Source organism: Candidatus Nealsonbacteria bacterium, assembly GCA_026016225.1.
Taxonomy (GTDB): domain Bacteria; phylum Patescibacteriota; class Minisyncoccia; order Minisyncoccales; family JANBVM01; genus Nealson33H.
Window position 1 is genome coordinate 233,308 of record CP061210.1, and the last position, 24,788, is coordinate 258,095.

At 32.6% G+C, this 24,788-nt stretch carries 24 protein-coding genes and 1 tRNA gene; 17 read left to right on the forward strand and 8 right to left on the reverse strand.

Going from position 1 to position 24,788, the window contains the following annotated elements; translation table 11 throughout:
- Window positions 1-91 precede the first annotated feature (91 nt).
- A complete protein-coding gene (locus IB617_01260; GenBank protein ID UZE93444.1) occupies window positions 92-928 on the forward strand; it encodes a TatD family hydrolase in 837 nt (278 codons plus the stop codon).
- Here the strand turns inward: IB617_01260 and IB617_01265 are convergent, their stop codons facing one another.
- Window positions 929-2,026 carry a hypothetical protein gene (locus IB617_01265; protein UZE93445.1) on the reverse strand — a complete coding sequence of 366 codons (1,098 nt, stop codon included), beginning with the start codon at window positions 2,024-2,026 and terminating at the stop codon, window positions 929-931.
- A gap of 91 nt (window positions 2,027-2,117) precedes the next feature.
- On the opposite strand from IB617_01265, the gene IB617_01270 reads away from it, so the two are divergent.
- The 4 genes from IB617_01270 to IB617_01285 are packed head-to-tail and all read left to right on the forward strand — an operon-like array spanning window position 2,118 to window position 8,875.
- A complete protein-coding gene (locus tag IB617_01270; GenBank protein ID UZE93446.1) occupies window positions 2,118-4,514 on the forward strand; it encodes a leucine--tRNA ligase in 2,397 nt (798 codons plus the stop codon).
- Window positions 4,515-4,536: 22 nt separating this feature from the next.
- Window positions 4,537-6,345, forward strand: a complete 1,809-nt coding sequence (glmS, locus tag IB617_01275) for a glutamine--fructose-6-phosphate transaminase (isomerizing) (GenBank protein ID UZE93447.1) — start codon at window positions 4,537-4,539, stop codon at window positions 6,343-6,345.
- A 12-nt stretch (window positions 6,346-6,357) separates the two neighbouring features.
- Entirely contained in the window at window positions 6,358-8,001 is a 1,644-nt protein-coding gene (locus IB617_01280; protein UZE93448.1) for a 2-oxoacid:acceptor oxidoreductase subunit alpha, read from the forward strand.
- Between the two features lie 4 nt (window positions 8,002-8,005).
- Window positions 8,006-8,875 carry a 2-oxoacid:ferredoxin oxidoreductase subunit beta gene (locus IB617_01285; GenBank protein ID UZE93449.1) on the forward strand — a complete coding sequence of 290 codons (870 nt, stop codon included), beginning with the start codon at window positions 8,006-8,008 and terminating at the stop codon, window positions 8,873-8,875.
- Between the two features lie 2 nt (window positions 8,876-8,877).
- On the opposite strand, the gene murA is transcribed toward IB617_01285, so the two are convergent.
- The 3 genes from murA to IB617_01300 form a co-directional block, all read right to left on the reverse strand.
- On the reverse strand, window positions 8,878-10,140 hold the full coding sequence (murA, locus tag IB617_01290) for a UDP-N-acetylglucosamine 1-carboxyvinyltransferase (protein ID UZE93450.1): 1,263 nt from the start codon (window positions 10,138-10,140) through the stop codon (window positions 8,878-8,880).
- A 125-nt stretch (window positions 10,141-10,265) separates the two neighbouring features.
- A complete protein-coding gene (locus IB617_01295) occupies window positions 10,266-10,931 on the reverse strand; it encodes a tetratricopeptide repeat protein (GenBank protein ID UZE93451.1) in 666 nt (221 codons plus the stop codon).
- A gap of 140 nt (window positions 10,932-11,071) precedes the next feature.
- On the reverse strand, window positions 11,072-11,584 hold the full coding sequence (locus IB617_01300) for a hypothetical protein (protein UZE93452.1): 513 nt from the start codon (window positions 11,582-11,584) through the stop codon (window positions 11,072-11,074).
- Between the two features lie 155 nt (window positions 11,585-11,739).
- On the opposite strand from IB617_01300, the gene IB617_01305 reads away from it, so the two are divergent.
- The 4 genes from IB617_01305 to IB617_01320 are packed head-to-tail and all read left to right on the forward strand — an operon-like array spanning window position 11,740 to window position 15,610.
- Window positions 11,740-12,369, forward strand: a complete 630-nt coding sequence (locus tag IB617_01305; protein ID UZE93453.1) for a threonylcarbamoyl-AMP synthase — start codon at window positions 11,740-11,742, stop codon at window positions 12,367-12,369.
- Between the two features lie 10 nt (window positions 12,370-12,379).
- Complete coding sequence (locus tag IB617_01310; GenBank protein UZE93454.1) at window positions 12,380-13,375, forward strand: YvcK family protein; 996 nt, start codon at window positions 12,380-12,382, stop codon at window positions 13,373-13,375.
- 1 nt (window position 13,376) lies between these two features.
- Entirely contained in the window at window positions 13,377-14,618 is a 1,242-nt protein-coding gene (locus IB617_01315; GenBank protein UZE93455.1) for an NTP transferase domain-containing protein, read from the forward strand.
- On the forward strand, window positions 14,615-15,610 hold the full coding sequence (locus IB617_01320) for a hypothetical protein (protein ID UZE93456.1): 996 nt from the start codon (window positions 14,615-14,617) through the stop codon (window positions 15,608-15,610). The genes IB617_01315 and IB617_01320 overlap by 4 nt, the downstream gene beginning before the upstream one ends.
- Window positions 15,611-15,696: 86 nt before the next feature.
- Here IB617_01320 and IB617_01325 read toward each other — a convergent pair.
- The 3 genes from IB617_01325 to dprA all read right to left on the reverse strand — a co-directional run bounded on the left by IB617_01325 (window position 15,697) and on the right by dprA (window position 18,807).
- Window positions 15,697-15,780: transfer RNA gene (locus IB617_01325), tRNA-Leu, on the reverse strand.
- A gap of 45 nt (window positions 15,781-15,825) precedes the next feature.
- The gene (gene topA / locus IB617_01330; GenBank protein ID UZE93457.1) at window positions 15,826-17,895 is read right to left on the reverse strand and encodes a type I DNA topoisomerase; all 2,070 of its coding nucleotides are present in this window, start codon (window positions 17,893-17,895) and stop codon (window positions 15,826-15,828) included.
- Between the two features lie 45 nt (window positions 17,896-17,940).
- Window positions 17,941-18,807 carry a DNA-protecting protein DprA gene (dprA, locus tag IB617_01335; GenBank protein ID UZE93458.1) on the reverse strand — a complete coding sequence of 289 codons (867 nt, stop codon included), beginning with the start codon at window positions 18,805-18,807 and terminating at the stop codon, window positions 17,941-17,943.
- Between the two features lie 137 nt (window positions 18,808-18,944).
- Between dprA and IB617_01340 the strand changes: the two genes are divergently transcribed.
- A complete protein-coding gene (locus tag IB617_01340; protein ID UZE93459.1) occupies window positions 18,945-19,115 on the forward strand; it encodes a hypothetical protein in 171 nt (56 codons plus the stop codon).
- A 161-nt stretch (window positions 19,116-19,276) separates the two neighbouring features.
- Here IB617_01340 and IB617_01345 read toward each other — a convergent pair whose 3' ends face one another.
- Complete coding sequence (locus IB617_01345) at window positions 19,277-19,858, reverse strand: aminoacyl-tRNA hydrolase (protein ID UZE93460.1); 582 nt, start codon at window positions 19,856-19,858, stop codon at window positions 19,277-19,279.
- Between the two features lie 168 nt (window positions 19,859-20,026).
- On the opposite strand from IB617_01345, the gene lepB reads away from it, so the two are divergent.
- Genes lepB through ftsA form a run of 7 tightly spaced genes read left to right on the forward strand, consistent with a single transcriptional unit; the run spans window position 20,027 to window position 24,774 of the window.
- Complete coding sequence (gene lepB, locus IB617_01350) at window positions 20,027-20,611, forward strand: signal peptidase I (protein ID UZE93461.1); 585 nt, start codon at window positions 20,027-20,029, stop codon at window positions 20,609-20,611.
- Between the two features lie 11 nt (window positions 20,612-20,622).
- A complete protein-coding gene (locus tag IB617_01355) occupies window positions 20,623-21,951 on the forward strand; it encodes a histidine--tRNA ligase (protein ID UZE93462.1) in 1,329 nt (442 codons plus the stop codon).
- Between the two features lies 1 nt (window position 21,952).
- Complete coding sequence (locus tag IB617_01360) at window positions 21,953-22,312, forward strand: histidine triad nucleotide-binding protein (GenBank protein ID UZE93463.1); 360 nt, start codon at window positions 21,953-21,955, stop codon at window positions 22,310-22,312.
- 32 nt (window positions 22,313-22,344) lie between these two features.
- Window positions 22,345-22,578, forward strand: coding sequence for a hypothetical protein (locus IB617_01365; GenBank protein UZE93464.1), 234 nt, complete (start codon window positions 22,345-22,347; stop codon window positions 22,576-22,578).
- Window positions 22,579-22,598: 20 nt separating this feature from the next.
- The gene (locus tag IB617_01370) at window positions 22,599-23,093 is read left to right on the forward strand and encodes a GatB/YqeY domain-containing protein (GenBank protein UZE93465.1); all 495 of its coding nucleotides are present in this window, start codon (window positions 22,599-22,601) and stop codon (window positions 23,091-23,093) included.
- Window position 23,094: 1 nt separating this feature from the next.
- Window positions 23,095-23,514 (forward strand): rRNA maturation RNase YbeY, encoded by a 420-nt coding sequence (ybeY, locus tag IB617_01375; protein ID UZE93466.1) that lies wholly within the window; start codon window positions 23,095-23,097, stop codon window positions 23,512-23,514.
- Between the two features lie 51 nt (window positions 23,515-23,565).
- Window positions 23,566-24,774, forward strand: coding sequence for a cell division protein FtsA (gene ftsA / locus IB617_01380; GenBank protein ID UZE93467.1), 1,209 nt, complete (start codon window positions 23,566-23,568; stop codon window positions 24,772-24,774).
- Window positions 24,775-24,788: the final 14 nt, after the last annotated feature.

Here is a 24,788-nt window from a genome sequence, read left to right on the forward strand (position 1 = left end):
CTCAAGGGAAAAAGATGTTCAAACCTCAACTCTATCTTTTATAGATGTTGAGGCTTTTTTTTATCTTTTTAAAAAGATAGAATGAAATATTATGTTAATTGATACCCACGCCCATTTGAATTTTAAAGCTTTTGAAAAAGACAGAAAAAAAGTAATCAAACGATGTTTAAAAAATGATGTTTGGGTGATAAATGTCGGAACTAATTTTGAAACTTCAAAAAAAGCAGTAGAAATTGCCAAAAGTTCTGAAAAAGGAATTTTTGCTGCAATTGGTCTTCATCCTATAAACTTAGATACAGGATTGGTAAAGAGAAAGATTGATAAATTAGAGGGAGAAAGCTTTGAAAAAGAGTTTGATTACGAAAGCTACAAACGGTTAGCTGGTTTTGAAAAAGTGATAGCTATTGGTGAAGTTGGCTTAGATTATTATTGGAAACCAAAAACTACCAGAAAAAAAGAATTGTTTAAGCAAAAACAAAAAGAGCTTCTTTTAAAAGAATTGAGTCTGGCAAAAGAATTAAATCTACCTGTAATCTTTCACTGCCGGATGGCTCATCAGGATTTGATTGAATTTTTATTAGAAAATCCAATGGTAAGGCCTAAAAAAGCTGTAGCTCACAGCTTTGTTGGAGGTTTAAATGAGCTTGAAAACTTTTTGAATTTCGGCTTTTATATTGGATTTACTGGGATAATCTTCAAAAAGATAGAGGGAATAAATTTTGAAAAAAATATTAAAAATACTCCTTTAGATAAGCTCTTGATTGAGACAGATTGTCCTTATTTGGTACCGGCTGGGCTGGAAGCTGAACGTAACGAACCAATTTTTGTAAAATATATTGCAAAAGCTATAGCTGATATAAAAAAAGTGAGTCTTGATAGGCTCGCTGAAATTACAACAGAAAACGCAAGAAAACTTTTTAATATATAATTACTTAAAACACTTCCAGTAGTCTTTTAGATAATTTTTAATCTCTTTTACTGTTTCTTTTATTTCTCTTGACTTAAAATCTTTAGGAAAGATTGGTTTTTGAGGTTCTTTCAATTTCATTTTTAAATCTAAAAGGCCTGAAATTAAAGAAAGCCAGGCAGAAGGCAGAATCTTTTGATTATAACCTGAGGCAATAAGGTCAATTTCTTTTCCTCCACAAATTTTTGCAGCCAACATTCTTACTTTTTCCCCGATTATTCTAAATCCATCTAAGGTTAAACCTAAATTAGTCAAGCCGTCAGCAAAATAAGGGTCAGAACCACCATTCCTGATAATTATTTCTGGTTTAAATTCTTCAGCTATTGGAAAGATAATTTTTTCAAATACATATTGATAAGATTTATCACTAGCTCCCGGAGAAAGAGGAATATTAATTGTAAAACCTTGTCCTTTTCCTGTGCCAATTTCATTTATAAAGCCTGTCCCAGGATATAAAGTCGCTGGGTTTTGATGAATGTCAATAAATAAGACCTGATTTTCGTCATAAAAAGCTTCAGATGTTCCATTTCCTGCATGGGCATCTGTGTCTAAAATCAAAATTCTTTTCAAACCTTTTTTGAGTAGTGTTTTAGCACAAATGGCAACATCATTATATATGCAAAAACCTTCTCCTTTTTCTCTTTTTGCATGATGAAGCCCGCCACCCAAAGAAATTGCCTTTTTGAATTTACCTTTAAAAACCAACTCAGCAGCTTTTAAAGAAGTACCTACAGCCATTCTTGCAGCTTTGTCAATTCCTTTTGGTAGATAACCTGTTGAAGGGTCAAAATTATCTGTCGTAGTATATCTTAATATATCAGGTAAAATAATTCCTTCAGATGCCCTTGATATTACATCAATATATTTTTGGCTATGAATTAATTTTAAATCTTTTGCTGAAGCAAGTTCAGGAATAATTTGTTCAAAAATATCTTTGAAATTTGGTAATTTCTCTTTTGCAAAATTAATAAAGTTTTCAAACCTTTCACTTGTAAAAGGATGCCCTTTTCCAAAACTATAATTTTTAATCTCTGGATTATAAACCAAAGCAGTTTTCATAGGTTAATTATGGCGCACACAGTGAGATATATCAAACATAGCTCAATATAACAGGTTTACAAATCAAAATTTAAAAGATAATATTAAAAATATGAAATATGGACCCCAAAAAATAGAGCCAAAATGGCAGAAGTTTTGGGAGGGAAATGGTTTTTATCAAGCTAAGGACTTCTCAAAAAAACCAAAAAAATATATTCTCATTGAGTTTCCCTATCCTTCAGGTCAAGGGCTTCATGTAGGTCATTGTAGAAGCTATTCTGCAATGGATGCAATAGCCAGAAAAAAAAGAATGGAAGGTTTTAATGTTTTATTCCCAATAGGTTGGGATGCTTTTGGTTTACCAACAGAAAATTATGCTATTAAAACAGGAATTCATCCTGAAATAGCTACTGAGAAAAACGTAAATAACTATAAAAGGCAATCAAAAAGCTTGGGTTTTTCTTTTGATTGGAATAGAGAAATTAATACTACTGACCCAAAATACTATAAATGGACTCAGTGGATTTTTTTAAAGCTTTTTGAAAATGGATTAGCATATCAGGCTAAAATTCCTATTAACTGGTGTCCTTCTTGTAAGATTGGACTAGCGAACGAAGAAGTAGTTGATGGAAAATGTGAAAGATGTAAGGCAAAAGTAACTCAAAAAGAACTCAAACAATGGATGTTAAAAATTACAGAATATGCTGACAGATTAATTGAGGATTTAGACAAGGTTGATTATTTAGAAAAAATAAAAGTTCAACAGATTGATTGGATTGGTAGAAGTTACGGCGTAGATATAGATTTTAGAGTAGAGAATTTAGATAAAGTGATTAAAGTTTTTACTACTAGGGCTGATACTATTTTTGGAGTAACAGCAATTGTTATAGCCCCCGAGCATTCTCTGGTTGAAAAATTGGTTGCCAAAGAGCACTTAATTGAAGTTAAAAAGTATATTAAGGAATCACGAGAGAAATCAGAGTTTGAGAGGACAAAATTAGAAAAAGAAAAAACAGGAGTATTTACAGGAGGTTTTTGTATAAACCCCGTTAATAACGAGAAGATTCCTATTTGGATTGGAGATTATGTGGTAGCAACTTATGGAGGAGGAGCTGTGATGGTTGTTCCTGCTCATGATAAAAGAGATTATGATTTTGCAAAACGTTATGGATTAGAAATTAGAGAAGTTATTAAAGGCGGAGATATTTCAAAAGAAGCCTTTATTGAATACGGAACTTTAGTTAATTCAGGTCCATTTAATGGTTTATCTTCAAAAGAAGCAATTGAGAGAATTACAGAATGGTTAGAAAAAAATAATCTTGGTAAAAAAAGAGTTCAGTATAAACTAAGAGATTGGGTCTTTTCACGCCAGCATTATTGGGGAGAACCAATACCAATTATTCACTGTAAAAAGTGCGGTGTAGTGCCAGTACCTGAGAAAGATTTGCCGGTTGAACTCCCTTATGTTGAAAGATATCAACCAACTGAGACAGGTGAATCACCTTTGGCTGCTGTTGCTGATTGGGTGAATGTAAAATGTCCTAAATGCGGGAGTAAAGCCAAAAGAGAAACAGATACCATGCCAAACTGGGCAGGCTCAAATTGGTATTATTTAAGATATTGCGACCCAAAGAATGAAAAAGAGATAGTTGATAGAAAGAAGGCAGAATACTGGATGCCGGTTGACTGGTACAATGGTGGCATGGAACACACAACCTTGCATTTATTGTATTCTCGCTTTATTTACAAATTTCTTTTTGATATTGGAATAGTTCCCCAGCCAGAGCCCTATCAAAAAAGAACCTCTCATGGGATGGTTTTGGCTGAAGATGGTCGTAAGATGTCAAAGTCTTTTGGTAATGTGATAAACCCTGATGATATTGTAGCAAATTATGGTGCTGATACTCTCAGGGTTTACGAAATGTTTATGGGTCCTTTTGACCAGACTATTAGCTGGAGCAGTAAAGGAGTAAAAGGAGTTCACAGATTTTTAAACAGGGTCTGGAAGCTGGTTTTAGAATGTTCTGAGAATAAAAAGAGTGGCAAAGAAGCTGTAAAAGAAGTTCATAAATTAAATAGAAAAGTAGAAGAGGATTTAGAAGCTACAAAATTTAATACGGCCGTTGCAGCTTTTATGGAATTTATTAACTATTGTTATAAAAACAAAAAAGATGTTGGAAAAGATGTAATACAAAGAATGTTAATTTTATTAGCTCCTTTTGCTCCTCATATTAGTGAAGAACTTTGGCAGTACTTAGGAAACAAAGGTTCAGTTCATGAGCAATCTTGGCCTAAATACGACTCAAAATTAGTCAAAGAAAAAACTATTACTCTTATTATTCAAATAAATGGCAAGGTTCGGGATAAGGTTGAGGTTAAAGCAGACATTTCTGAAGAGGAAGCTAAAGAATTGACATTAAATAGAGAGAAGATTAAAAAAAGAATATATAACAAAAAGATTAAAAAGATTATTTTTGTTCCGGGAAAATTAATTAATATAGTTATATAATTTTTAATTTGGTGAAACGCTTATGTGTAGAGTTTCAGGTTACATTGGTAAAAAAGATGCCCTCCCAATTATAATGGATGGATTAAGACGTCAAAGTTACGGCGGCTATGATTCGAGTGGTGTTTTAATAGGAAAAGAAACAGAAATATCTTTGGTAAAAGCTGTAGGAAAATTAGAGAATTTAGAAAAAAAGTTAGAGAATCAAAAGTTAGAAGGAGACTGGGGAATAGGACATATAAGGTGGGCAACTCATGGAGCAGTGACAGAAATTAATACCCACCCTCATTCTGACTGCACTAAAAATATCTGGGTAGTTCATAACGGCATCATTGAAAACTACCGGGAATTAAAAGAAGAGTTAATAAGAGAAGGTCATAAATTTACTTCTGAAACTGATACAGAAGTAATAGCTCACTTAATTGAGAAATTTTTCAAAGAGAACTTAGAAGAAGCAACAAGAAGGGCTCTAAAATTGATTAAAGGAACTTATGGTTTATTAATTATTAGTAAACAAAACCCTCAAAAGATTGTTGCTGCCCGTCTTTCTAGCCCTCTTTTAATTGGAATAAACGAAGATGAATATATTTTAGCTTCTGATCCAATCGCTATTGCTCCTTATGCCAGGAAAATCATTCAACTTGATGATTATGAAATAGCGACAGTGACTCCTAAAGACATTTTTATTATAAAAGAAAAAATTCCCCAGATTCTGGAATTAGATATTGAGGAGACAGAAAAGGGTAAATACCCCCATTTTATGCTAAAAGAGATAATAGAAGAACCAACAGCTGTTGAAAATGCAATCAGAGGGAGATTAATACCAGAAGAGGGAACAGTAAAATTAGGAGGTTTGGATAATGTATCTGAAAAGTTGAAAAAAGTAAATCAATTGGCTTTGGTTGCCTGCGGAACTGCAAATTATGCAGCCAGAGTGGGAAAATATATGTTAGAAGAGTATGCTGGTATTCCAACAGATGTAGATATAGGTTCTGAGTTCCGCTACAGGAAGCCAATAGTTGATAAAAATAATGCTGCTGTTTTTGTTTCCCAATCTGGAGAGACAGCTGATACTTTAGCCGGTCTCAGAGAAATGAAAAAGAAAGGTATTTTAACTATAGGAATTACAAACGTTGTAGGTTCTACCCAGGCAAGAGAAACAACAGCAGGTGTTTACATAAGAGCAGGACCTGAGATTGCCGTAGCTTCTACCAAAGCATTTTTGGGACAATTAGCCATATTAACGATGCTTACTGTGCATTTAGGCAGGCAAAGAAATATGTCTTTGGTAATGGGAAGGAGGATTGTTACAGAGCTTTCAAAACTTCCTCAATTAGCCAGAGAGATTTTAAAGAAAGCTCCGGAAGTAAAAAAATTGGCAGAAAAATACAAGGATTTTAAAAACTTTTGGTTTATAGGAAGAAAATATAATTTTCCTGTGGCTTTAGAGGGAGCTCTAAAATTAAAAGAGATTTCTTATTTACATGCTGAGGGAGGTGCAGGAGGAGAATTAAAACATGGTCCTTTAGCTCTGATTGATAAAAACTTTCCCACAATAGCTATTTGTCCTTCAGATTCGGTTTATAATAAAATGATTTCGAATGTGGAAGAAGTAAAAGCAAGACGCGGTCCTGTTATTGCTATTACCACAGAAGGAAATGAAAGAATAAAAGAATTGGTAGATGATATAATTTATATTCCAAAAACTCTAGAGATGTTAACTCCAATGCTTTCAATCATTCCTCTCCATCTTTTTGCCTATTATATGGCAGTTTTACTTGGGCATGATGTGGATAAACCAAGAAACCTGGCAAAATCAGTAACAGTAGAGTAAAGTTTTAAAAAAATGGAAAAAACAATTTTAATCGGAGGAAAAGCAGGTCAGGGCACAGCCGTGACTTCACATTTTATAGGAAAAGTATTTTGTGCTCTGGGCTATTATGTTTTTAACTATCGTGATTATCCTTCTCTTATAAGAGGAGGTCATAATTTTAATGTTTTGAGAATTTCTGACAAACCTGTTTATTCTCATAAAGATAAATACGATATAATTTTAGCTTTTGACCAAAAAACAATAAATTTACATCAAAAAAATTTAAAAAGAGAAGGTTTTATTTTAGGAGATAAAACTTTAAAAACAAAGAGGTTGCAAAAAATTGATATTCAGCCTATTTTAAGTAAATTAAAAGCCCCCAAAATTATAGAAAATGATATTTTAATAGGGTGGCTTTTTAAATATTTTGGAGTTGATAAAAACTTCTTATTAAAAGAGGCAGAAAAAGTTTTTAAAGGAAAAAAAACAGGATTAATAAAAAAAGCTATAGAAAAAGGATATAGTTTAGCCCCAAAAAAAGAAAGATTAAAGAGGGTAGGTTCGAAGAAATATTTCATTTCAGGAAGTCAAGGAATAGGAATTGGGGCTTTAAATTCAGGAATTGATATTTATATTGCTTATCCAATGACACCAGCTACTCCTGTTTTGCACTTTTTAGCAGGAAAACAATTAAAAGATAATATTTTAGTCTTACAATTAGAAAATGAGATTTCAGTAATAAATTCAGCTTTAGGAGCTTCTTTTGCCGGAGCTAAAACAATGGTGGGAACTTCTGGAGGAGGCTTTGCCTTAATGACAGAAGCTATGAGTTTAGCAAGTATCTCAGAACTGCCTTTGGTGGTTTATTTAGCTCAAAGAACAGGGCCTGCTACGGGTGTTCCAACTTATACAGCTCAAAGTGATTTAAAATTTGCAGTTAATGCCGGGCACGGAGAATTTCCAAGAATTGTTGTAGCTCCCGGAGATTCACAAGAAGCAATATTAAGAACCCAGGAAGCTTTTTATCTCTCTTTGAAATACCGAACCTTAGCGATAATTATAGGGGATAAACATGTAGCAGAATCAGATTATAGTTTTGATACGTTGAAAGTATCTCCTTTAACCAATCAAAAATTTATTTTAAAGAATCCTCCTAAAAATTACAAAAGCTATAAAATAACAAAAAATGGAGTTTCTCCACGAGCTGTACCCGGTCAAGAGCCCGTGATTCGAGCTACCAGTTATGGACACAACGAATACGGAAATACAATCGAAGATGCAAAATGGACAATTAAAATGAACGATAAAAGATTTAAAAAAGTAAGATATTTAGAAAAAGAAATAAGTAAACTAAATCCTGTCTCTATTTATGGTAAGGGGAAAAACCTAATAATTGCTTGGGGTTCAACCAAAGGAGCCATATTAGATTCATTACCAGAACTTAAAAGTTTTAGATTTTTGCAAGTTTCCTACATCAGTCCCTTTCCCAAAAAAGTTATAGAAAACGAAATTAAAAAATCTAAAAGAGTGGTTTTAGTTGAGAATAATGCTACAGGTTTATTAGGAGATATAATTGCTGAAAAAACAGGATTTATTATTAAAGAGAAAATTTTAAAATACGATGCCAGACCGTTTGTTTCTGACTATATAATTAATAAAGTAAAGAAAAAAAAGTGAAACTATGAAATCTCAATATTTTGGTACAAAAGAAGAAAATACATGGTGTCCTGGTTGTCCAAACTTTGGAATTTTACAGGCTTTTAAAAATGCCTTAGCTGATTTGGTTAATGAAAAGAAGATTAAAGCTAAAAATATTGTCATCGCCAGCGGTATTGGTTGTCACGCCAAGATATTTGATTATTTAAACGTAAATGGTTTTTATGGGCTTCATGGCAGGGTTTTGCCACTTTGTTTTGGAATGAAGGTTTCAAATCCAGAATTAACAGTAATTGGATTTGGCGGAGATGGTGATACTTATGCAGAGGGTATTTCCCATTTTGTTCACAATTGCCGCTATAATGCTGATATAACAATGCTCGTTCATAATAATAAGGTTTTTGCCCTGACAACCGGGCAGGCCACCCCTACATCAGAAAAAGGATTTGTGGGACGTTCTACGCCTTTGGGAGTAAAAGATAAACCATTAAATCCGATAGCTTCAGCTATTGTTAATGGAGCTACTTTTGTAGCCAGGGGTTCTGCTTTGAATACAAATCATCTTAAAGAGCTTATAAGAGAAGCAATAAAGCATAAAGGTTTTTCTTTTATCGATATTTTGCAGCCTTGTTTAACATTTAATAATTTTAGTCCCTATCTCCAAAAACATATTTATAAATTAGACAAAAATCACAAAGTTACAGATTTTAGACAAGCTTTTAGGAAGAGTATGGAGTGGGATTATTCTTTTAAAGAAAAAGATAAGATTCCAATTGGTATTTTCTATAAAATAAAAAAGCCCACTTTCGGAGAACAGTGGCCTCAATTAAAGAAATCCTGGTATAAAGTAAAAAGAAAAATTAATTTTAAGAAAACCGTTGAAGAGTTTAAATAAGGTCAAACCCTTTTAATTTCAGCTCCTAATTTTCGTAGTTTTTCATCAAGTTTTTCATAACCCCTGTCAATCTGATAAACATTCTCAATAAGACTTTGTCCTTTTGCGATTAAGCTCGCCAATATCAATGCCGCACCCGCCCTGATATCCGGGGCGTTTATTTTATTTCCAATTAGTTTTGTTTTCCCGAATACTAAAGCTCTATGAGGATCCGTAATTTCAATGTCAGCCCCCATTTTTCTTAATTCGTGAAGGTGGTTGAAACGACTCTCATATAAGGGGTCATGAATTAAAGATTTTCCTTTAGCTTGTGTTAATAATACCGAAGTTTCAGGTTGTAAATCAGTAGGAAAGCCAGGATAAGGAAGAATTTGAATTTTACTTGGTGATATTTTTTTTGATTTTTTGACCAAAATTTTGTTTTTCTTAATTTCGAGATTTACTCCAATTTCTTTCATTTTTTCTAAAAAGAAAGATAAATGCTCTGGATTTACATTTTTTATTTTTCCTTCTCCACCTGTTATTGCAAAAGCAATAACAAAAGTTCCAGCTTCTGTAGGGTCAGGAGAGATTGAAAATTCAGCTCCCTGTAATTTATTTTTCCCTTCAACTTCAATTGTATGGGTTCCAATCCCTTTAATGCCCACCCCCATTTTTTCTAAAAATTTTCCTAAGTCTTGAATCTGTGGTTCACAGGCAGCAATTTCAATCTTGGTTTTTCCCTTGGCTTTGGCAGCTAACATCAGGATATTTTCTGTAGCAGTAACTGAAAACTCTTTTAAGACGATATTCTTACCCTTTATTTCTTTTGGGGCTTTAAAATAATAAAATTCATTTCCTTGCTTAACTTTTACTCCGAAACTTTTTAAAGCTTCCAGGTGGGCAGAAATTGGTCTTAATCCAATTTTGTCTCCGCTTGGATGGGGAACCTTGAATTTTTTAAATCTTGTCAAAAGGGGACCAATTAACAAAACCGAAACTCTCATTTTCTCAAAAAGCCCAGATGGGATTTTATTTGGGTTGATATTTTTAGGATTTATTTTAACCTTTTTTGGACCCATCCATTCAACCTTAGCCCCCATTTCTTTTAAAATTTCAATTAAGTTTAGAACATCCAAACAATGTGGTAAATTGTCTATTACTGAAGCTTTTTCAGAAAGCAAAGAAGCTGCCAATACAGCACCGGCTGAATTTTTATATCCAGAAATTTTAACTTCACCTCTTAATGGCTTTCCGCCTTTAATTAAGAAGAAATTTTTAGCCATAATTAGTTATTATAGATTAAATTTTATTTTTTGGCAAATTTTTAAAGATTATTGAAATAAAAAAAATACGCTTCGATTTTGTAAAATATAAAAAAAATAAAAAATGAAGCGTTTTAATTTAGAATTTAAAGGTTGGAGATTTTTTCTTCAACCTTATCTATGTGAAATTTAGCACTTTCGCCACTTTCTTTCTCGTATTTTTTATAAAGTTTCAGAGCTTCTTGATAGTCTTTCTTTGCTTCACCTAATTTACCAAGTTCTTTCAGCGCATCGGCCCTATTGTGCTTGCCGTGACCGGCTGTTCGGAAATCTTTTTTCTTTATGGCCGTCTCATAAACTTTCTCGCAGATCTTTACACTTTCTTCGAAATCTTTTGCCCACCGATAGAGAATGGCTCTTATATTCCAGATAGAAGGTTCTTGGGGAAATTTTTCCGTAGCTTTAAGACTTTCTATTTTTGCTTCTTCTTTCTTTCCTAGAATCCACAAAGATAATGCCAGCCCGTTTTTTGCTGAGACTTCTGTATCTTTTGCTTTTTCTTTCTCTGAAAGTAACAACTTTCTCAGAAGTGACAATGCTATCTTAAAACTATTTACTGCATTTTGTATATTTATGTTTTTCTCTTCTTCTGGCCCCTTTATTCCTTTATAATAGTAACTCCATCCTTTTATTCTGTTGGCTTCTGCGATATCATTATCCTCAAAACTTACAAAAAATGTATCAATGATATTAATTACTTCATTCCATTTTCCCTTATTATATAATTCTTTTGCTGATTTCAATATTTCCATTTTTATAACCTATTTAATTTTTAAAGATCATCGAATTAGCTTTTTAGCCAACCCTCACTTTGTGCTAAAAATATAACAGAATTTTCAATTTTCGTCAAATTTTTGAATAAAAAATTCCCGAGAATTATTTTTGCTCGGGACTAAATACTTTTGAATTCTTTTATCTTAAGTTCCCCTTCCTCCGTCAGCCATATACGATATATACAAGCTGACTTTGCTTCTTGGCGTGGAACTCCAGCAGCAATCACCACAATACGTCCTCCTATTATGAGGATATTTCCTAGTTCTGATTGGCTCAAAATTTTTTTAAGCCAATTCAATGTTTCTTTCAAAGCATCTTTGTATTGAGAAAGTAGTTTAGTAAAAGGAACTTTCGTCCCGTCAGGAAAAATTATTTTTCCATCTGGTGCCATAACTTCTTTCTTTCCTGCAAAATCAGACATAATATCAGGTTTCCTACCGGCGAACTCAAGACACGCATCTAAATGCCTGTTTCCTGTTCCCGAAATCAAAAAGCATTCTTCTAAGTTAAATTGAGCAGAGAGTTGATATTTTGATTCTTTCATTTGTTGTTTTCCATTTGGGGTTAACCCGGGATCAGCTAAGTTCTTCTCGTAATCTCCATGAGTTATTACTAAATATATCCTTTCCAAACTTTTTCACCTATTCAATTTTTAAAGAGAATATTTTTAATTAAATTTTGTGTTTAAATCGTAACAGACTTTTTAATTTTTGTCAAATCCTTAGTATATTTAATATAGTATTCTGATATTGATTTAGTTTAATTTTATGATATAAAAATGAGAGTATGGAAATTCTAAAAGCCAAAACTAAAAATTTGGTTGTAGCCATAAACATTATTAAAAAAGGAGGAGTTGTGGTTTGTCCCACAGATACTGTTTATGGTTTAATAGCAGATGCTAAAAACAAAAATGCTGTTAAAAAGATTTTTAAAATTAAAAAAAGAGTTTTGAAAAAACCGCTCCCTGTTTTCGTTAAAGATTTAAAAATGGCAAGAAGTTTGGCAGATATCAATAAAACTCAAGAAAAGATTCTAAAAAAAGTTTGGCCTGGAAAAGTAACAGCGGTTTTAAAGGCAAAATCTACAAATCTTCCAATTGGCATCTTGAGTAAAGACAAAAAAATTGGGTTGAGAATGCCAAGATACAAACTATTGAATTTGTTATTAGAAAAACTAAATTATCCTCTTGCGCAAACCTCAGCTAATATTTCAAGGAAAAAGGCGTCGACAAAAATAAGAGAGATTGTGAAACAATTTAAAAAAGAAAAATATCAACCCGATTTGATTTTAGATGCAGGGAATCTTAAACCTTCTTTATCTTCAACTGTAATTGATTTGACAAACTTTAAAATCTTAAGGAAAGGACAAATTCAAAAAGAAGAAATTTCCCAGATTTTTAATAATTTGATAAAATAAGATTAATAATATGAAGAAAAATTCTCAAAAGAAAAGGATTGTTTGCTTGGGCGGAGGAACAGGAAACTTTATTGTTCTGTCTGGCTTGAAGAAATATCCGGTCAAGCTTTCAGCTGTTGTCGCGATGACTGACGACGGTGGTTCAAGTGGAATTTTAAGGGACGAGTTAGGTATTTTGCCTCCGGGCGATATCAGACAATGCCTGGTTGCTCTTTCTGGTGAAGATTTGACCTTGAGAAAACTTTTTAATTATCGCTTTGCTAACGGAACCTTTAAAGGCCACAATTTTGGCAACCTTTTTATGGTGGCTTTGGAAAAGATTACCGGTTCTTTCAACAAATCAGTAGAAAAGGCAAGTAAAGTTCTAAATGTCCATGGAAAAGTTATTCCCGTAACCTTAGATAAGGGTTGGCTGATGGCTAGACTAAAAAACAACCGTCTCTTAAAAGGCGAACATACAATTAGTGAATCTAAGATTCTCTCTAAATGCAAGGTTAAGAAGTTATTTATAAAGCCAAAAGCTAGGGCTAATCCAGAAGCAATTTCGGCTATCAAAAAAGCCGATTTAATCGTTATTGGACCGGGAGATCTTTACTGTAGTATTTTACCTGTTTTTTTGGTTGAAGGGATTTCTGAAGCAATTAGAAAAGCGAGGGCAAAAAAAGTTTATAACTGTAATTTAATGACCGAACGCGGCCATACAGATGGTTTTAAGGTAGAAGATTTTGTTGATGTAATTGAAAGTTATCTTGGTAAGGGGGTAATAGATTATGTTACCTTCAATACTAAAAAACCCTCGCCTTACTTTCTTAAGAAATATTCAGAAGAAGGAGCAAAACTGGTTAAGTTTAGTAAAAAAACTTTGAAGGAAAAAGGATACATCGGAGCCAATTTTATTAATCCTAAAATTTATAAAAAAGATCCAGCCGACATATTTTTACAAAGAACTCCTATTCGTCATCGTCCAAATAAAATTGCCAAGGTTTTAATGAGTCTTTTAAAATAATATGCAAGCCGTAATTTTAGCTGCGGGCGAGTCTTCTCGTTTTTGGCCCTTCAATTACCAACACAAATCTCTTTTCAAAATCATGGGCCGTTCTTTGATTTGGTATACTATAGAAAACCTACGAAAAAATGGGATAAAGGATGTTATTGTTGTCCAGGGGGTTAAAAGGGATGTTGAAAGAGAGCTCAAAAAATATCAGACTAAAGCCAAGATAAGATATGTTATTCAGTCAAAACCAAAAGGCACTGGTAATGCCATTTACCAGGCCAAAAAATTGATAAAAGAGAATTTTATTGTTTTGGGCCCCCATAAAATTGATTTAGACAGCTATCTTCCCCTTCTCTTAAAAAAGTTTAAAAAAAATCCTCATAAAGTAATTCTTCTGGGGGTAAAAACTACTCAACCTTGGGACTTTGGAATTTTAAAATTTAAAAAAAGGAAAGTTTTAAAAATTGAGGAAAATCCTTCAAAAGGAAGGGAGCCTTCAGATATTAAGGCTACCGAAACATATATTTTTCCTCGCATTTTTTTTGATTACTACCAAAGAGTGCAAAAGAGGGAAGAAAGTCTTATAGACGTCATAAATCTTTTAATTAAAGAAAAGGGAATAGAATTAGTTTTATTAAAAGAAGAAGCAACTTCTCTAAAATACCCCTGGGAACTTTTAAACGCTAATGAGTATTTGTTAAAAAAGATTAAAACAGAATTGAAGGGAAAAATTGAGAAAAATTGTAAGATTTCAAGGCCTTCAATAATTAGAAAAGAAAGTTTATTAAAAAGCGGAACTTATATTAAAGGCCCTGTCTATATTGGGAAAAATTGTCAGATTGGACCCAATTGTTATATAAGAGGTTTCACTAGTATTGGAGATAATTGCCAAATTGGGAATGGAGTTGAAATTAAAAATTCAATTATTGGAAATAATACAGATGTTTCCCATTTAAGCTATATTGGAGATTCAGTTATAGGCCAGAATTGTAATTTGGGAGCAGGAACCATTACAGCCAATTTTCGTTTTGATAAAAAATCAATTGCTTCTACAGTTAAGAAAAAATTAATTGACACCAAAAAAAGAAAATTTGGTTGCGTTTTAGGAAATAATACTAAAACAGGAATTAATGTTTCTTTGATGCCGGGAATATTAATTGGTTCTAATTGTATTATTGGACCCGGTTCTTTGGTAATGGAAAACGTTGAAGATAATACAATTTTTTATACGAAGTTTAAAGGAATTAAAAAATGAAGACCAAAAAACAAAAATCTAGTCCTGAGAAAGAGAAACAAATCAAAGGAGCTTGTTTTGAGCGAGTAAAGCGAGTCGAAGGATATGTAATTGGAGTCGATGGAGGAGGAACAAAAACAATTGCTGTTTTAGCTAATTTAGAGGGAAGGATTTTAAAAATTGCAAGAGCAGGTTCTTCAAGCCCGAGAAATGTGGGAATTAAAAAAGCAACAGACAACGTTGCTAAAGCAATAAATAAACTTTTAAAACAAAAAAAAGATGCAAAAATTATTTCTACTTTTATTGGATTACCTGCTGTAGCCGAGGAATTTAAATCTAAAAAGAAAGAAATAAAAAAAGAAATTTCAAAGAAAGTTCCAGAAATTTTTAAAGGAAAAGTAGAAATTGGTTCTGACCAGGAAGTAGCTTTCAGATCGGGTAGCGACCAAAAAGATGGGGTTTTGGTAATTGCAGGTACTGGTTGCGTTGCTCGAGGTTGGAGAGGAAAAAAGCAAGCCCATTCAAGCGCATGGGGATGGTTGGCAGATGAGGGTTCAGCTTTTTTTGTGGGACAGAAGACATTTCAGGTAATTTTTAAAGACCTGGATGGTAGGGGGCCTAAAACATTATTGACAAAATTAACTTTTAAAGAGTTAAAACTAAGAAAAAAAGAAGATTTAGTGGATTTTATTTATTCTAAAAACCCAACTGTGACTGTTCCCCTTTTATCCATTATTTGTGATAAAGCTAGCAAAAGAGGAGATAAAATTGCCAAAAAAATAATGGTTGAGGCAGGACAAGAACTGGTTTTAGCTGCAGAGCCGGTTATTAAAAAATTAAAATTAGAATCTTTGAAATTTCCTTTGGTTTTAGTGGGAGGAATATTTAAATCAAAGATTGTATTAAATAGAGTTAAAAAAGAAATTAAAAAAATAGCCCCTAAAGTTAAATTTATTAGGCCAAAAGAAGAACCCGTAGTGGGCGCAGTAAAATTAGCCATTGAGAGAATGTAATAAGAGACATTAAGAAAAACAAAAAATCGCTTCAAAAGGCGGTTTTTTGTCGTCTACGCGACTTGAATCTTAGCCGAAATTAAAAGTGCCGAAGGTGGGACTCGAACCCACAAGCCCTTGCGGGCAGTAGATTTTGAATCTACCGCGTATACCAGCTCCGCCACTTCGGCAATTCCTTTTTAAATTATCAACTTTTAAGCTAATCGTCAATCTGATTATTCTCTGTAATCGCAGTCTTTATTTGAGCATTTTATTTGTTTTCTTTTTGTTTCAATTAAAGGAAAATTACATTTTGGGCAAATCTTTCCTGTTGGTTTATACCATGTAGCAAAATCACAATTTGGCCAATTTGAACAACCGTAAAATATTTTCCCTTTCTTAGTTCTTTTTTCAACGATTTCTCCTTTTTTACATTTAGGGCATTTTATTCCCAAAGTATTTTTTTTCAAAGGCTCTGTATATTTACATTTTGGGAAATTGGAACAAGCATAAAACTTTCCATATCTACCAAGCTTTATAATAATAGAACCCCCGCACTTTGGACATTTTTTACTGGTTTTTTCATAAGTTAATTTTTTATCAGGGATTTCTTTTTCTTTTTTCTTTAAGTTTTCTTCAAAAGGTATGTAAAATTCTCTTATTACTGGAACCCATTTTTTTTCACCTTTGGCAATTTCGTCTAAATCTTCTTCCATCTTTGCTGTAAAATTAACATCAACAATTTTTGGAAAGTGATTTACCAAAAGGTTATTAACCACTATTCCAATTTCTGTAGGACAAAACCGTTTTTTCTCGTCTTTTTCAATATAATTTCTTTCTTGAATTGTAGATATTATTGGGGCATAAGTTGATGGACGGCCGATTCCATTTTCTTCCAACACTTTAATCAGGGTGGCTTCAGTATATCTCGGAGGAGCTTGGGTAAAATGTTGGGATGGAATTAATTTTATCAACTCCAAAATTTCATTTTTTGTTAAGAAAGGTAATTTATTTTCTTCAAACTTTATAAGGTAAACTTTTAGAAATCCGTCAAATTTTAAGGTTTGTCCGTTAGCTCTGAAAGTGTACTTTTTAGCTCCAATATTTACTTTAACTGAATCAAAAACAGCAGGAGCCATTTGACAAGCAATAAATCTTTTCCAGATTAATTCATACAGTTTTAAAACGTTACGATTTAATTTTGCTTCCTTTTCCAACTTCTCAGGCGTTTTACTTAAATACGTTGGTCTTATTGCTTCATGGGCCTCTTGGGCGGTTTTGCTTTTTGTTTTGTATTTTCTTAAAAATCCTGCCCAATAATTTTTCCCGTAATTTTCAATAATAAATCTTTTAGCACCAAATAAAGCTAAATTAGAAAGATTCAAAGAATCACTTCTGTGATAGGTGATTAAACCCCTTTCGTAGAGATTTTGAGCTATCCGCATTGTTAGTTTTGCAGGAAAGCGGAATCTCCCCCATGACTCTTGTTGAAGAGTAGAAGTCATAAAAGGAGGTAAGGGGTTTTTTTTGGTTTCTTTTTTTTCAATATCAACAACCCTGTATTCAGTCCCTTTTAAATCCTTTATTATTTCTGTTGCTTGTTTTTTTGTTTTAATTTCTAATTTTGGAATTGTTTTTCCATCTTTTTTAACTAAAAGAGCTTTAAACTCTTTTTGTTCTTTGTTCTCTGTTTTTTGTTTATCCTGAGCGAAGCCGAAGGATTTTTTAAGTAATGCTTCAATACTCCAGTATTCTTGAGGGACAAAACTTTCGATTTCTTTTTCTCTTTCTACCACCAATCTTACCGTTACTGATTGTACTCTCCCTGCTGATAATCTTCTCACTACTTTTTTCCATAAAAAAGGGGATAACTTATAACCAACGATTCTATCTAAGATTCTCCTTGTTTGCTGGGCGTCAACCAATTGCATATCAATATCCCTCGGGTTTTTAAGAGCTTCTTTAATGGCTGATTTCGTAATTTCATGAAAAACAATTCTTTTAAGTCCTTTTTTCTTTAGTATTTCACTAAGATGCCAGGCAATAGCTTCTCCCTCTCTATCAAAATCCATGCCTAAATAAATCCTTTCAGCTTCTGCGGCCAATTTTTTGAGTTGGGTAATTGTAGCTTTTCTCTTGGGAATAACTATATATTTTGGGGTAAAATCTTTATCTATATCAATACCAAAACTTTTCTCCGGTAAATCACGAATGTGTCCCATGGTAGCGGCAACTTGATAATCTTTACCTAAAAACCTTTTAAGAGTTCTCGATTTTGTTGGACTTTCTACTACTATTAATTTCATAGAACATAGAACATGAAATTTATTTAAAAATTTCAAGTTTCAAGATTAGCGAATAAGTGCGAAGGTATTGCCTCCAAGATTTCTTACTTTATTTTTTATTTCCAATACAGAAACAGTACTGGCTGTTGAGGAAGCGGAAAGTTTTGTCTTTTCAATGATTTTATCAATGTATAGGGGTCCCTCTTTTAAAACCTCTAAAATTAAAGTTTCCTCTTCATTTTCTCCCTCAACGAGAACAGTTCTCGTTGATTTTTGGGGAAGTTTTAATTCTTTTAAGATATCATTAGCATTTTCAGTCAATTTTGCTCCTTTTTTGATTAAATAATGGCATCCCTTTGAATTTGATGAATGGACAGGACCTGGTATGGCAAAAACTTTTTTCCCTTGTTTTTTTGTCCACATAGCTGTAATTAAAGCGCCTGATTTTTGTTTAGCTTCAATGACTAAAACTCCCAAGGACATTCCGGCTATAATTCTATTCCTTTCAGGAAAAGTAAATTTTGTACCATGAGTTCCCGGAGGATATTCAGAAATTAAGCAACCCCCTATTTCTAAAATCTTTTTAATTAATTTTAGGTTTGATTGAGGATAAGTTGATTTTTCATCAAGTCCTGTTCCTAAAACAGCGATTGTTCTTCTTCCTCTTTCCACAGCTGCTAAATGAGAAAAGGTATCTATACCTGTAGCTAAGCCAGAAACAATGGTTAAACCAGCTGTTGCTAAATCTCCTCCGATTTCTAAAGCTATCTGCTTTCCATAATTAGAGCAAAGCCTTGTTCCAACAATAGCAAAACAATTTTCCTTTGGCAAAAGTTTTCCCTTAAAATAAAGTTTTTCTGGCGGTTCTGAAATTTTCTTTAAGAGTTCTGGATATTCTTTATCTTGTATAGTAATTTTTTCAATTCTGTACATAATAGATAATTATTAAACTATAACAACAATCTTAAAAATTTTAAAATATTTGACTTTTTTTACAAGGTGTTTTATTCTATAAAAGTGAGTTAATTTTAAAATTAAATAAAATAGAAATGAAAAAATAGTTGGTTGAAATGTTAGGAAAATTGCTTACAGGTATTTTAATGACAGGTTTTGTTTTATTTACAGCAGGGGTTTATACAGCTGTTGAAACTGTAAAGACTATCAGTGGGCCAGCCATAGTAATTGGAACTTATGGATTGATAGAATTTCTAGACGCTTGGGACGCTATTCACGATCCTTAAATATTTTATATTAATCCCTAATAAGGTCCTTTGCGGCCTTTTTTTTATTTTTTCAAACCAAAAATTACCCCTTTTTAGGAAATAGGGGGTGATGCCTGCAATAACAATTCTGTTTAAACCTATTTTTCGTTCCATTTTAAACCATAATCTATAAAAATTATTTAATTAAATTCATTCATTGCTTTTTCTATTCCTTGTTTTAAACTAATTTCAATTGCTTTAAGGCAGTTTTTAATAACTTTATTTATAAGCTTTTTTTCTGTTTTTGTAAATTTCTGAAGAACAAAAGCTTCCATAGATAAATGGCTAAATGGTTTTATTGATTTATAGTCAGGATTTATTCCGATGCGAAAACGAATAAAGTTTTTTGTCCTTATTCCATCAATTATAGACTGAACTCCTTTATGTCCCGCTGCTCTTTTATTTTTTACAATTTTGATTTTTCCCAACTCAAGATCAATATCGTCATGAATTACCCAAAGACTTGCAGCTGGTATTTTGTAGTTTGTAACCAGTATTCTGGCTGCTTTCCCGGAATTATTCATAAAAGTTTGAGGTTTTGCCAAAATAACCCTTTTTCTATTCAAAGAGCCCTTTGAGATTAAAGATTTGAATTTTTTTGAAGACTTAAATTCAGGGAAGTAATTCTTCTCAGAAAATCTATCTAAAACCCTGAAACCAAGGTTGTGTCGCGTAAATTTATATTTTTTATCCGGGTTTCCTAAACCAATAATTAATATCATACTTTTTTAATTGAGAAACAATTACGGAACCAGTCGGGGCTATGCCCCTCCTTGTCATTGCTTCGCAATGAATGAGGAGCGAAGCGACTGGTTCCTTTATTATATCATTAAACATTCTGAGAGAAGAAGGGCTTGCCAAAAAGAAAAAAACTGGTAAAATAAGAAGATATGAAAAAGTTTTTTTCTTTTAATTCTATAACTAAATTTCTTGCTGAAGGTAAAAGTCTTTTGTTTGAAGTGATAAAGATAGCGATATTGGTTGCTGTAATTGTACTTCCTGTTCGTTATTTTCTTTTTCAGCCTTTTTTTGTTCAAGGCATTTCAATGGAGCCCAATTTTGAAAATGGAGATTATTTAATTATTGATGAAATTTCTTACAGATTTACAGAGCCGGAGAGAGGAGAGATAATTGTTTTTAAATATCCTAAAAACCCTTCTCAACGTTATATCAAAAGAATCATTGGACTTCCAGGGGAAACAGTAGAGATTAAAGATGGTAAAATTATAATTATCAATGGAAAAGAGAGTCAAATATTAAATGAATCAAAATATTTACCTCAAAACATAGAAACTTCAGGAAATATAAGAGTTTCTCTTTCAGAAAATGAATATTTTGTTTTAGGAGACAATAGAGATTTTTCTTTGGACTCAAGACGCTGGGGAGTTTTGCCAAAACAATATATTATTGGGAAGGTATATTTTAGAGCCTGGCCATTTACAACTTTAGCTAAATTTGAAGCTCCGGCTTATTAGCAACAATTATTATGAAGCTTAAATTTCAATCGCCAACCGGAATGCATGATATTTTGGAGGAAGACCAGAAATATTTTAAAAAGATTTACGATGTAGTTAATGAAATTGTCAGTTTTTATAATTTTCAAAAAATAGAAACCCCGATTTTAGAAGAAACAGAACTTTTTTCAAAAGGGATTGGCTTGGCTACAGAGGTGGTTCAAAAGCAAATGTTTTCTTTCAGAACGAGAGGAGGTGACCACTTATCCTTAAGACCTGAAGGAACAGCCTCTATAGTAAGGGCATATATTCAAAATGGGATGCAGAGTTTTCCAAAGCCAGTAAAACTTTGGTATTTCGGACCTTTCTTTCGATATGAAAAACCTCAGCTGGGAAGATTTCGTCAGTTTTGGCAATTTGGTGCAGAAACTATAGGAGAGGAAAGTCCGATAAGAGATGCGGAAATTGTTCAGATTTTTTACAACATTTTAAAGAAGCTTAGACTAAAAAATTTACTTGTAGAAGTAAATAGTATTGGGGCTAAATGTTGTCGGCCTTATTATAAGAAACTCTTAACGAGCTATTTTAAATCAAGAGTTAATAGTTTATGTATCAATTGTAGGCGGAGATTGAAAGCAAGTCCCTTAGGAATCTTGGATTGCAAAGAAGAAAAGTGCCAAAGAATAATTTCTCAAGCCCCACAGGCAATAGACCATCTTTGTCAGAAATGTCATCAGCATTTCAAAGGGTTCCTTGAATTCTTAGATGAGCTTGAAGTGCCTTATCATTTAAACCCTTATTTGGTAAGAGGATTAGATTATTACACAAGGACTGTTTTTGAAATTTTTCCTACTGGAGAGCAGCAAAAACAGAACAAAGAAGAAAAGGAAGCAAAGAAAGAAAAAGATTCTGCAGAAATGCCAAAGAGCGCTTTAGCAGGTGGAGGTAGATATGATAATTTAGTTAAGATTTTAGGAGGGAAGGATACTCCGGCCGTAGGAGCAGCAGCAGGTATTGATAGAATTGTGTGGCTGATGAAAAAAGAATCAGTAAAGCTCCCGCAAGAAGCAGAAACTCAAATTTTTTTAGCTCAGTTGGGTAATTTAGCAAAGAGGAAGTCCTTAAAATTAATAGAAGAATTTAGAAAAGCGAAAATTCCAATTTTAGAATCTCTTGGTCGAGATTCTTTAAGAGCTCAGTTAGCAATAGCAGATAAAGAAGGTGTAAAATATACTTTGATTTTAGGTCAAAAAGAAGCTTTACAGGAAACGATAATAATTAGACGTATGACAAGCGGAGAACAAAAGGAGGTAAAATTAGAAAAGCTGATAAAAGAGGTGAAAAAAATTTTAAAGAGATAGAATGAAACAATGTATATTTTGTAAAATTATAAAAGGAGAGATTCCAGCTGAAGTGATTTATAGCGATAGGAATTTTATTGTTTTTAAAGACATTAAACCTAAAGCCCCCATTCACATTTTAATTGTTCCCAAAAAACATATAATTTCAATTAACCATTTAGAAGATGGAGACAAAGAACTAATTGGAGAATTATTTTTGATGGCAGGAAAAATGGCAGAAGAGGTAGGATTAAAAGAAAAAGGTTATAAATTGGTATTTAATGTTGGTAAAGGAGGAGGTCAAATAATAGACCATTTGCATTTACACCTTTTAGGAGGATGGAAAAGTGGAGAAAAAAGAGACATCCCGGGAATGCCATAAAATAAATAAATACCTGATTAGGTATTACCACTATGGTTTTAGAAGTAAAAAAGAAAGAAAAAGAGACTTCACAGAGTTTAGTTCGTCGCTTTAACAAAAGACTTAAACAAAGCGGGCTTTTGCTTAGGGCAAGGAAAAGATCCTTTAAAAAAAGAAAAAAATCAAGACAATTAAAAAAGAGAGCTGCTTTAAGAAGAGAAGAAAAAAGAAAAGAATATAAAAGAAGGGAAAAACTCAGTCAAGTTATTAAGCGATATAGGCGATAACCTTAATTCTTCTACGTGATATGTTAAAAAAGAAAATTGAAACAGATTTTAAGCAAGCTTTAAAAAAAAAGAGAGAAATTGAGCTTTCTGTTTTAAGGATGTTGAAAGCTGAAATTTTAAATAGAGAAAAAGAAAAAAGATATAGTTTAAGTAAAGAAAAACCAGACTTAAGCTGTGAAGAATTAGAGAAACAAAGCGTTTTAGCTGACGAGGAGATTTTAAAAGTTATCCTTTCAAAGATCAAAAAGAGTAGAGAAGCAATTTCTGAGTTTGAAAAAGGCGAGAGGGAAGATTTAGTGAAAAAAGAGAAAGAGGAAATTAAAATTTTTAAAAATTATCTCCCCGGCCAGCTTTCTGAAAAAGAGCTAAAGAGGATGGGAAAAAAGATTATTGAAAAAACTGGAGCAAAAGATATCAAAGACATGGGAAGAGTGATGTCTGAATTAATGCCGAAAATAAAAGGAAGAGCAGAAGGAGTTTTAGTTTCAAGAATTATTAAGGAGTTATTAAGTTGATATGATTGAAGTTAAGAATTTAACTTTTACTCCGGTTGATGAAATTTTTTTAAAAAAAGCAGCCGAGAATGTTTTAAAAGGAGAGAGAAAGAAGAAATTTTATTTATCTATTGCGTTAATTGGGCGTTCGAGAATGAAAGAATTAAATAAAAAGTATTTGAAGAGAAATTATGCAACAGATGTCCTGGCTTTTCCAGAGACAGAAAAACACCCTAAAATTAATATCTTAGGAGAGGTTATAATTTGCCCCCAAGTAATTAAGAATAATGCTAAAAAATTTAATTTTGTTTTTAAAAAAGAACTGTGCAAAGTTTTGATTCATGGGATTTTACATCTTTTAGGATATGGCCATAAAAAATCAGCCAAAGAGGCTGAAAAAATGGAAAGAAAAGAAAATTATTATTTAAAAAAGATGTTTTGATATTTTTGATTTCTGACTTAAAATAAAACAAATCTTCGAAAAGCATATAAAATGGCAAAAGAAAGATTCATAACAGGTTTAGATATTGGAACATCGAATATAAGAACTCTAACAGTTAAACAAAAGCCAAAAGAGGAAAATTTAGAGTTAGTTTTAAAAACTTCAGAAACTTCAGAAGGAATCAGAAAAGGGATAGTAGTTAATGTCGAAAAGGTTTCTTCCATTTTCAAAGACATTTTTTTGAAAAATTCACAGGATTCAGGCCAAAATATTAATTCAGTATACATTAACCTTAGTGGAAGCCATCTTTTTTCTATTCCCTCTCGCGGTTTAATTTCTGTTTCTCGAGCAGACCAAAAAATTTCTGAAGAAGATATCCAAAGGGTCTTACAGGAAGCTCGGACGATAAATCTTTCTTCTAATAAAGAAATATTTGATGTTTTTGCCAGAGAATATATTGTTGATGGTGTAAAGGGAATAAAAGAGCCCCTTGGACTTCAAGGGGTGAAGTTAGAGGTAGAAGTCTTGGCTTTGGGAGGTTTTTCTCCCTATTTGCAGAACATTAAACAGGCAGTTTTAAATTCAGATTTGGAAATTTTAGATATGATTCCTTCTCCAATAGCGGCAGCCCGTGCAGTTCTGACAGAAAAACAAAAAGAGTTAGGAGTTGGTCTTTTAGATATAGGGGCTGGCATTACAAGTTTAGCTGTTTTTGAAGAAGGAAGCTTAATACATTTGGTAATCTTACCTATGGGGTCTGCTAATATCACCAATGATATTGCTATTGGTTTAAAAATAGACATCGATATAGCAGAGAGAATAAAGATTGAATATGGCTCTTGCTTTTTAAGAGGAAGGGATGTCAAAAGAAAAATAAATATTGGTGGAGATGAACCCTTAGTTTTTTCCCAGAAATTTTTAGTAAAAATTATTTCAGATAGAATTTCAGAAATTTTCGAAGAAGTTAATAAGGAGTTAAAAAAGATTTCCAAAGAAAAACTTTTACCAGCCGGTATAATTTTAACTGGTGGCGGAGCAAAAATGCACAAAATCGTAGAATTAGCCAAGAATAAACTTCATTTACCCGTTCGTTTAGGAATACCTGAAGGGATTTTGGGAATAGATGGAGATTTAAGTATGGCTACTGCTTGCGGTTTAGTTTTAATGGGTGCTGATGCAGAGAGTAAAGAAAGAGGTCATGAAATGTTAGAGAAAATAACTTCTAAAATGAAGAGGCTCTTCAAAAATTTTATTCCATAAAATAATAAAATAAC

What these genes read in the sequence shown, in the direction of transcription:
- IB617_01260 (UZE93444.1), top strand. Translation starts at nt 92, where the DNA reads ATGTTAATTGATACCCACGCCCATTTGAATTTTAAAGCTTTTGAAAAA.
- IB617_01265 (UZE93445.1), bottom strand. Translation starts at nt 2,026, where the DNA reads ATGAAAACTGCTTTGGTTTATAATCCAGAGATTAAAAATTATAGTTTT.
- IB617_01270 (UZE93446.1), top strand. Translation starts at nt 2,118, where the DNA reads ATGAAATATGGACCCCAAAAAATAGAGCCAAAATGGCAGAAGTTTTGG.
- glmS (UZE93447.1), top strand. Translation starts at nt 4,537, where the DNA reads ATGTGTAGAGTTTCAGGTTACATTGGTAAAAAAGATGCCCTCCCAATT.
- IB617_01280 (UZE93448.1), top strand. Translation starts at nt 6,358, where the DNA reads ATGGAAAAAACAATTTTAATCGGAGGAAAAGCAGGTCAGGGCACAGCC.
- IB617_01285 (UZE93449.1), top strand. Translation starts at nt 8,006, where the DNA reads ATGAAATCTCAATATTTTGGTACAAAAGAAGAAAATACATGGTGTCCT.
- murA (UZE93450.1), bottom strand. Translation starts at nt 10,140, where the DNA reads ATGGCTAAAAATTTCTTCTTAATTAAAGGCGGAAAGCCATTAAGAGGT.
- IB617_01295 (UZE93451.1), bottom strand. Translation starts at nt 10,931, where the DNA reads ATGGAAATATTGAAATCAGCAAAAGAATTATATAATAAGGGAAAATGG.
- IB617_01305 (UZE93453.1), top strand. Translation starts at nt 11,740, where the DNA reads ATGGAAATTCTAAAAGCCAAAACTAAAAATTTGGTTGTAGCCATAAAC.
- IB617_01310 (UZE93454.1), top strand. Translation starts at nt 12,380, where the DNA reads ATGAAGAAAAATTCTCAAAAGAAAAGGATTGTTTGCTTGGGCGGAGGA.
- IB617_01315 (UZE93455.1), top strand. Translation starts at nt 13,377, where the DNA reads ATGCAAGCCGTAATTTTAGCTGCGGGCGAGTCTTCTCGTTTTTGGCCC.
- IB617_01320 (UZE93456.1), top strand. Translation starts at nt 14,615, where the DNA reads ATGAAGACCAAAAAACAAAAATCTAGTCCTGAGAAAGAGAAACAAATC.
- topA (UZE93457.1), bottom strand. Translation starts at nt 17,895, where the DNA reads ATGAAATTAATAGTAGTAGAAAGTCCAACAAAATCGAGAACTCTTAAA.
- dprA (UZE93458.1), bottom strand. Translation starts at nt 18,807, where the DNA reads ATGTACAGAATTGAAAAAATTACTATACAAGATAAAGAATATCCAGAA.
- IB617_01340 (UZE93459.1), top strand. Translation starts at nt 18,945, where the DNA reads ATGTTAGGAAAATTGCTTACAGGTATTTTAATGACAGGTTTTGTTTTA.
- IB617_01345 (UZE93460.1), bottom strand. Translation starts at nt 19,858, where the DNA reads ATGATATTAATTATTGGTTTAGGAAACCCGGATAAAAAATATAAATTT.
- lepB (UZE93461.1), top strand. Translation starts at nt 20,027, where the DNA reads ATGAAAAAGTTTTTTTCTTTTAATTCTATAACTAAATTTCTTGCTGAA.
- IB617_01355 (UZE93462.1), top strand. Translation starts at nt 20,623, where the DNA reads ATGAAGCTTAAATTTCAATCGCCAACCGGAATGCATGATATTTTGGAG.
- IB617_01360 (UZE93463.1), top strand. Translation starts at nt 21,953, where the DNA reads ATGAAACAATGTATATTTTGTAAAATTATAAAAGGAGAGATTCCAGCT.
- IB617_01365 (UZE93464.1), top strand. Translation starts at nt 22,345, where the DNA reads ATGGTTTTAGAAGTAAAAAAGAAAGAAAAAGAGACTTCACAGAGTTTA.
- IB617_01370 (UZE93465.1), top strand. Translation starts at nt 22,599, where the DNA reads ATGTTAAAAAAGAAAATTGAAACAGATTTTAAGCAAGCTTTAAAAAAA.
- ybeY (UZE93466.1), top strand. Translation starts at nt 23,095, where the DNA reads ATGATTGAAGTTAAGAATTTAACTTTTACTCCGGTTGATGAAATTTTT.
- ftsA (UZE93467.1), top strand. Translation starts at nt 23,566, where the DNA reads ATGGCAAAAGAAAGATTCATAACAGGTTTAGATATTGGAACATCGAAT.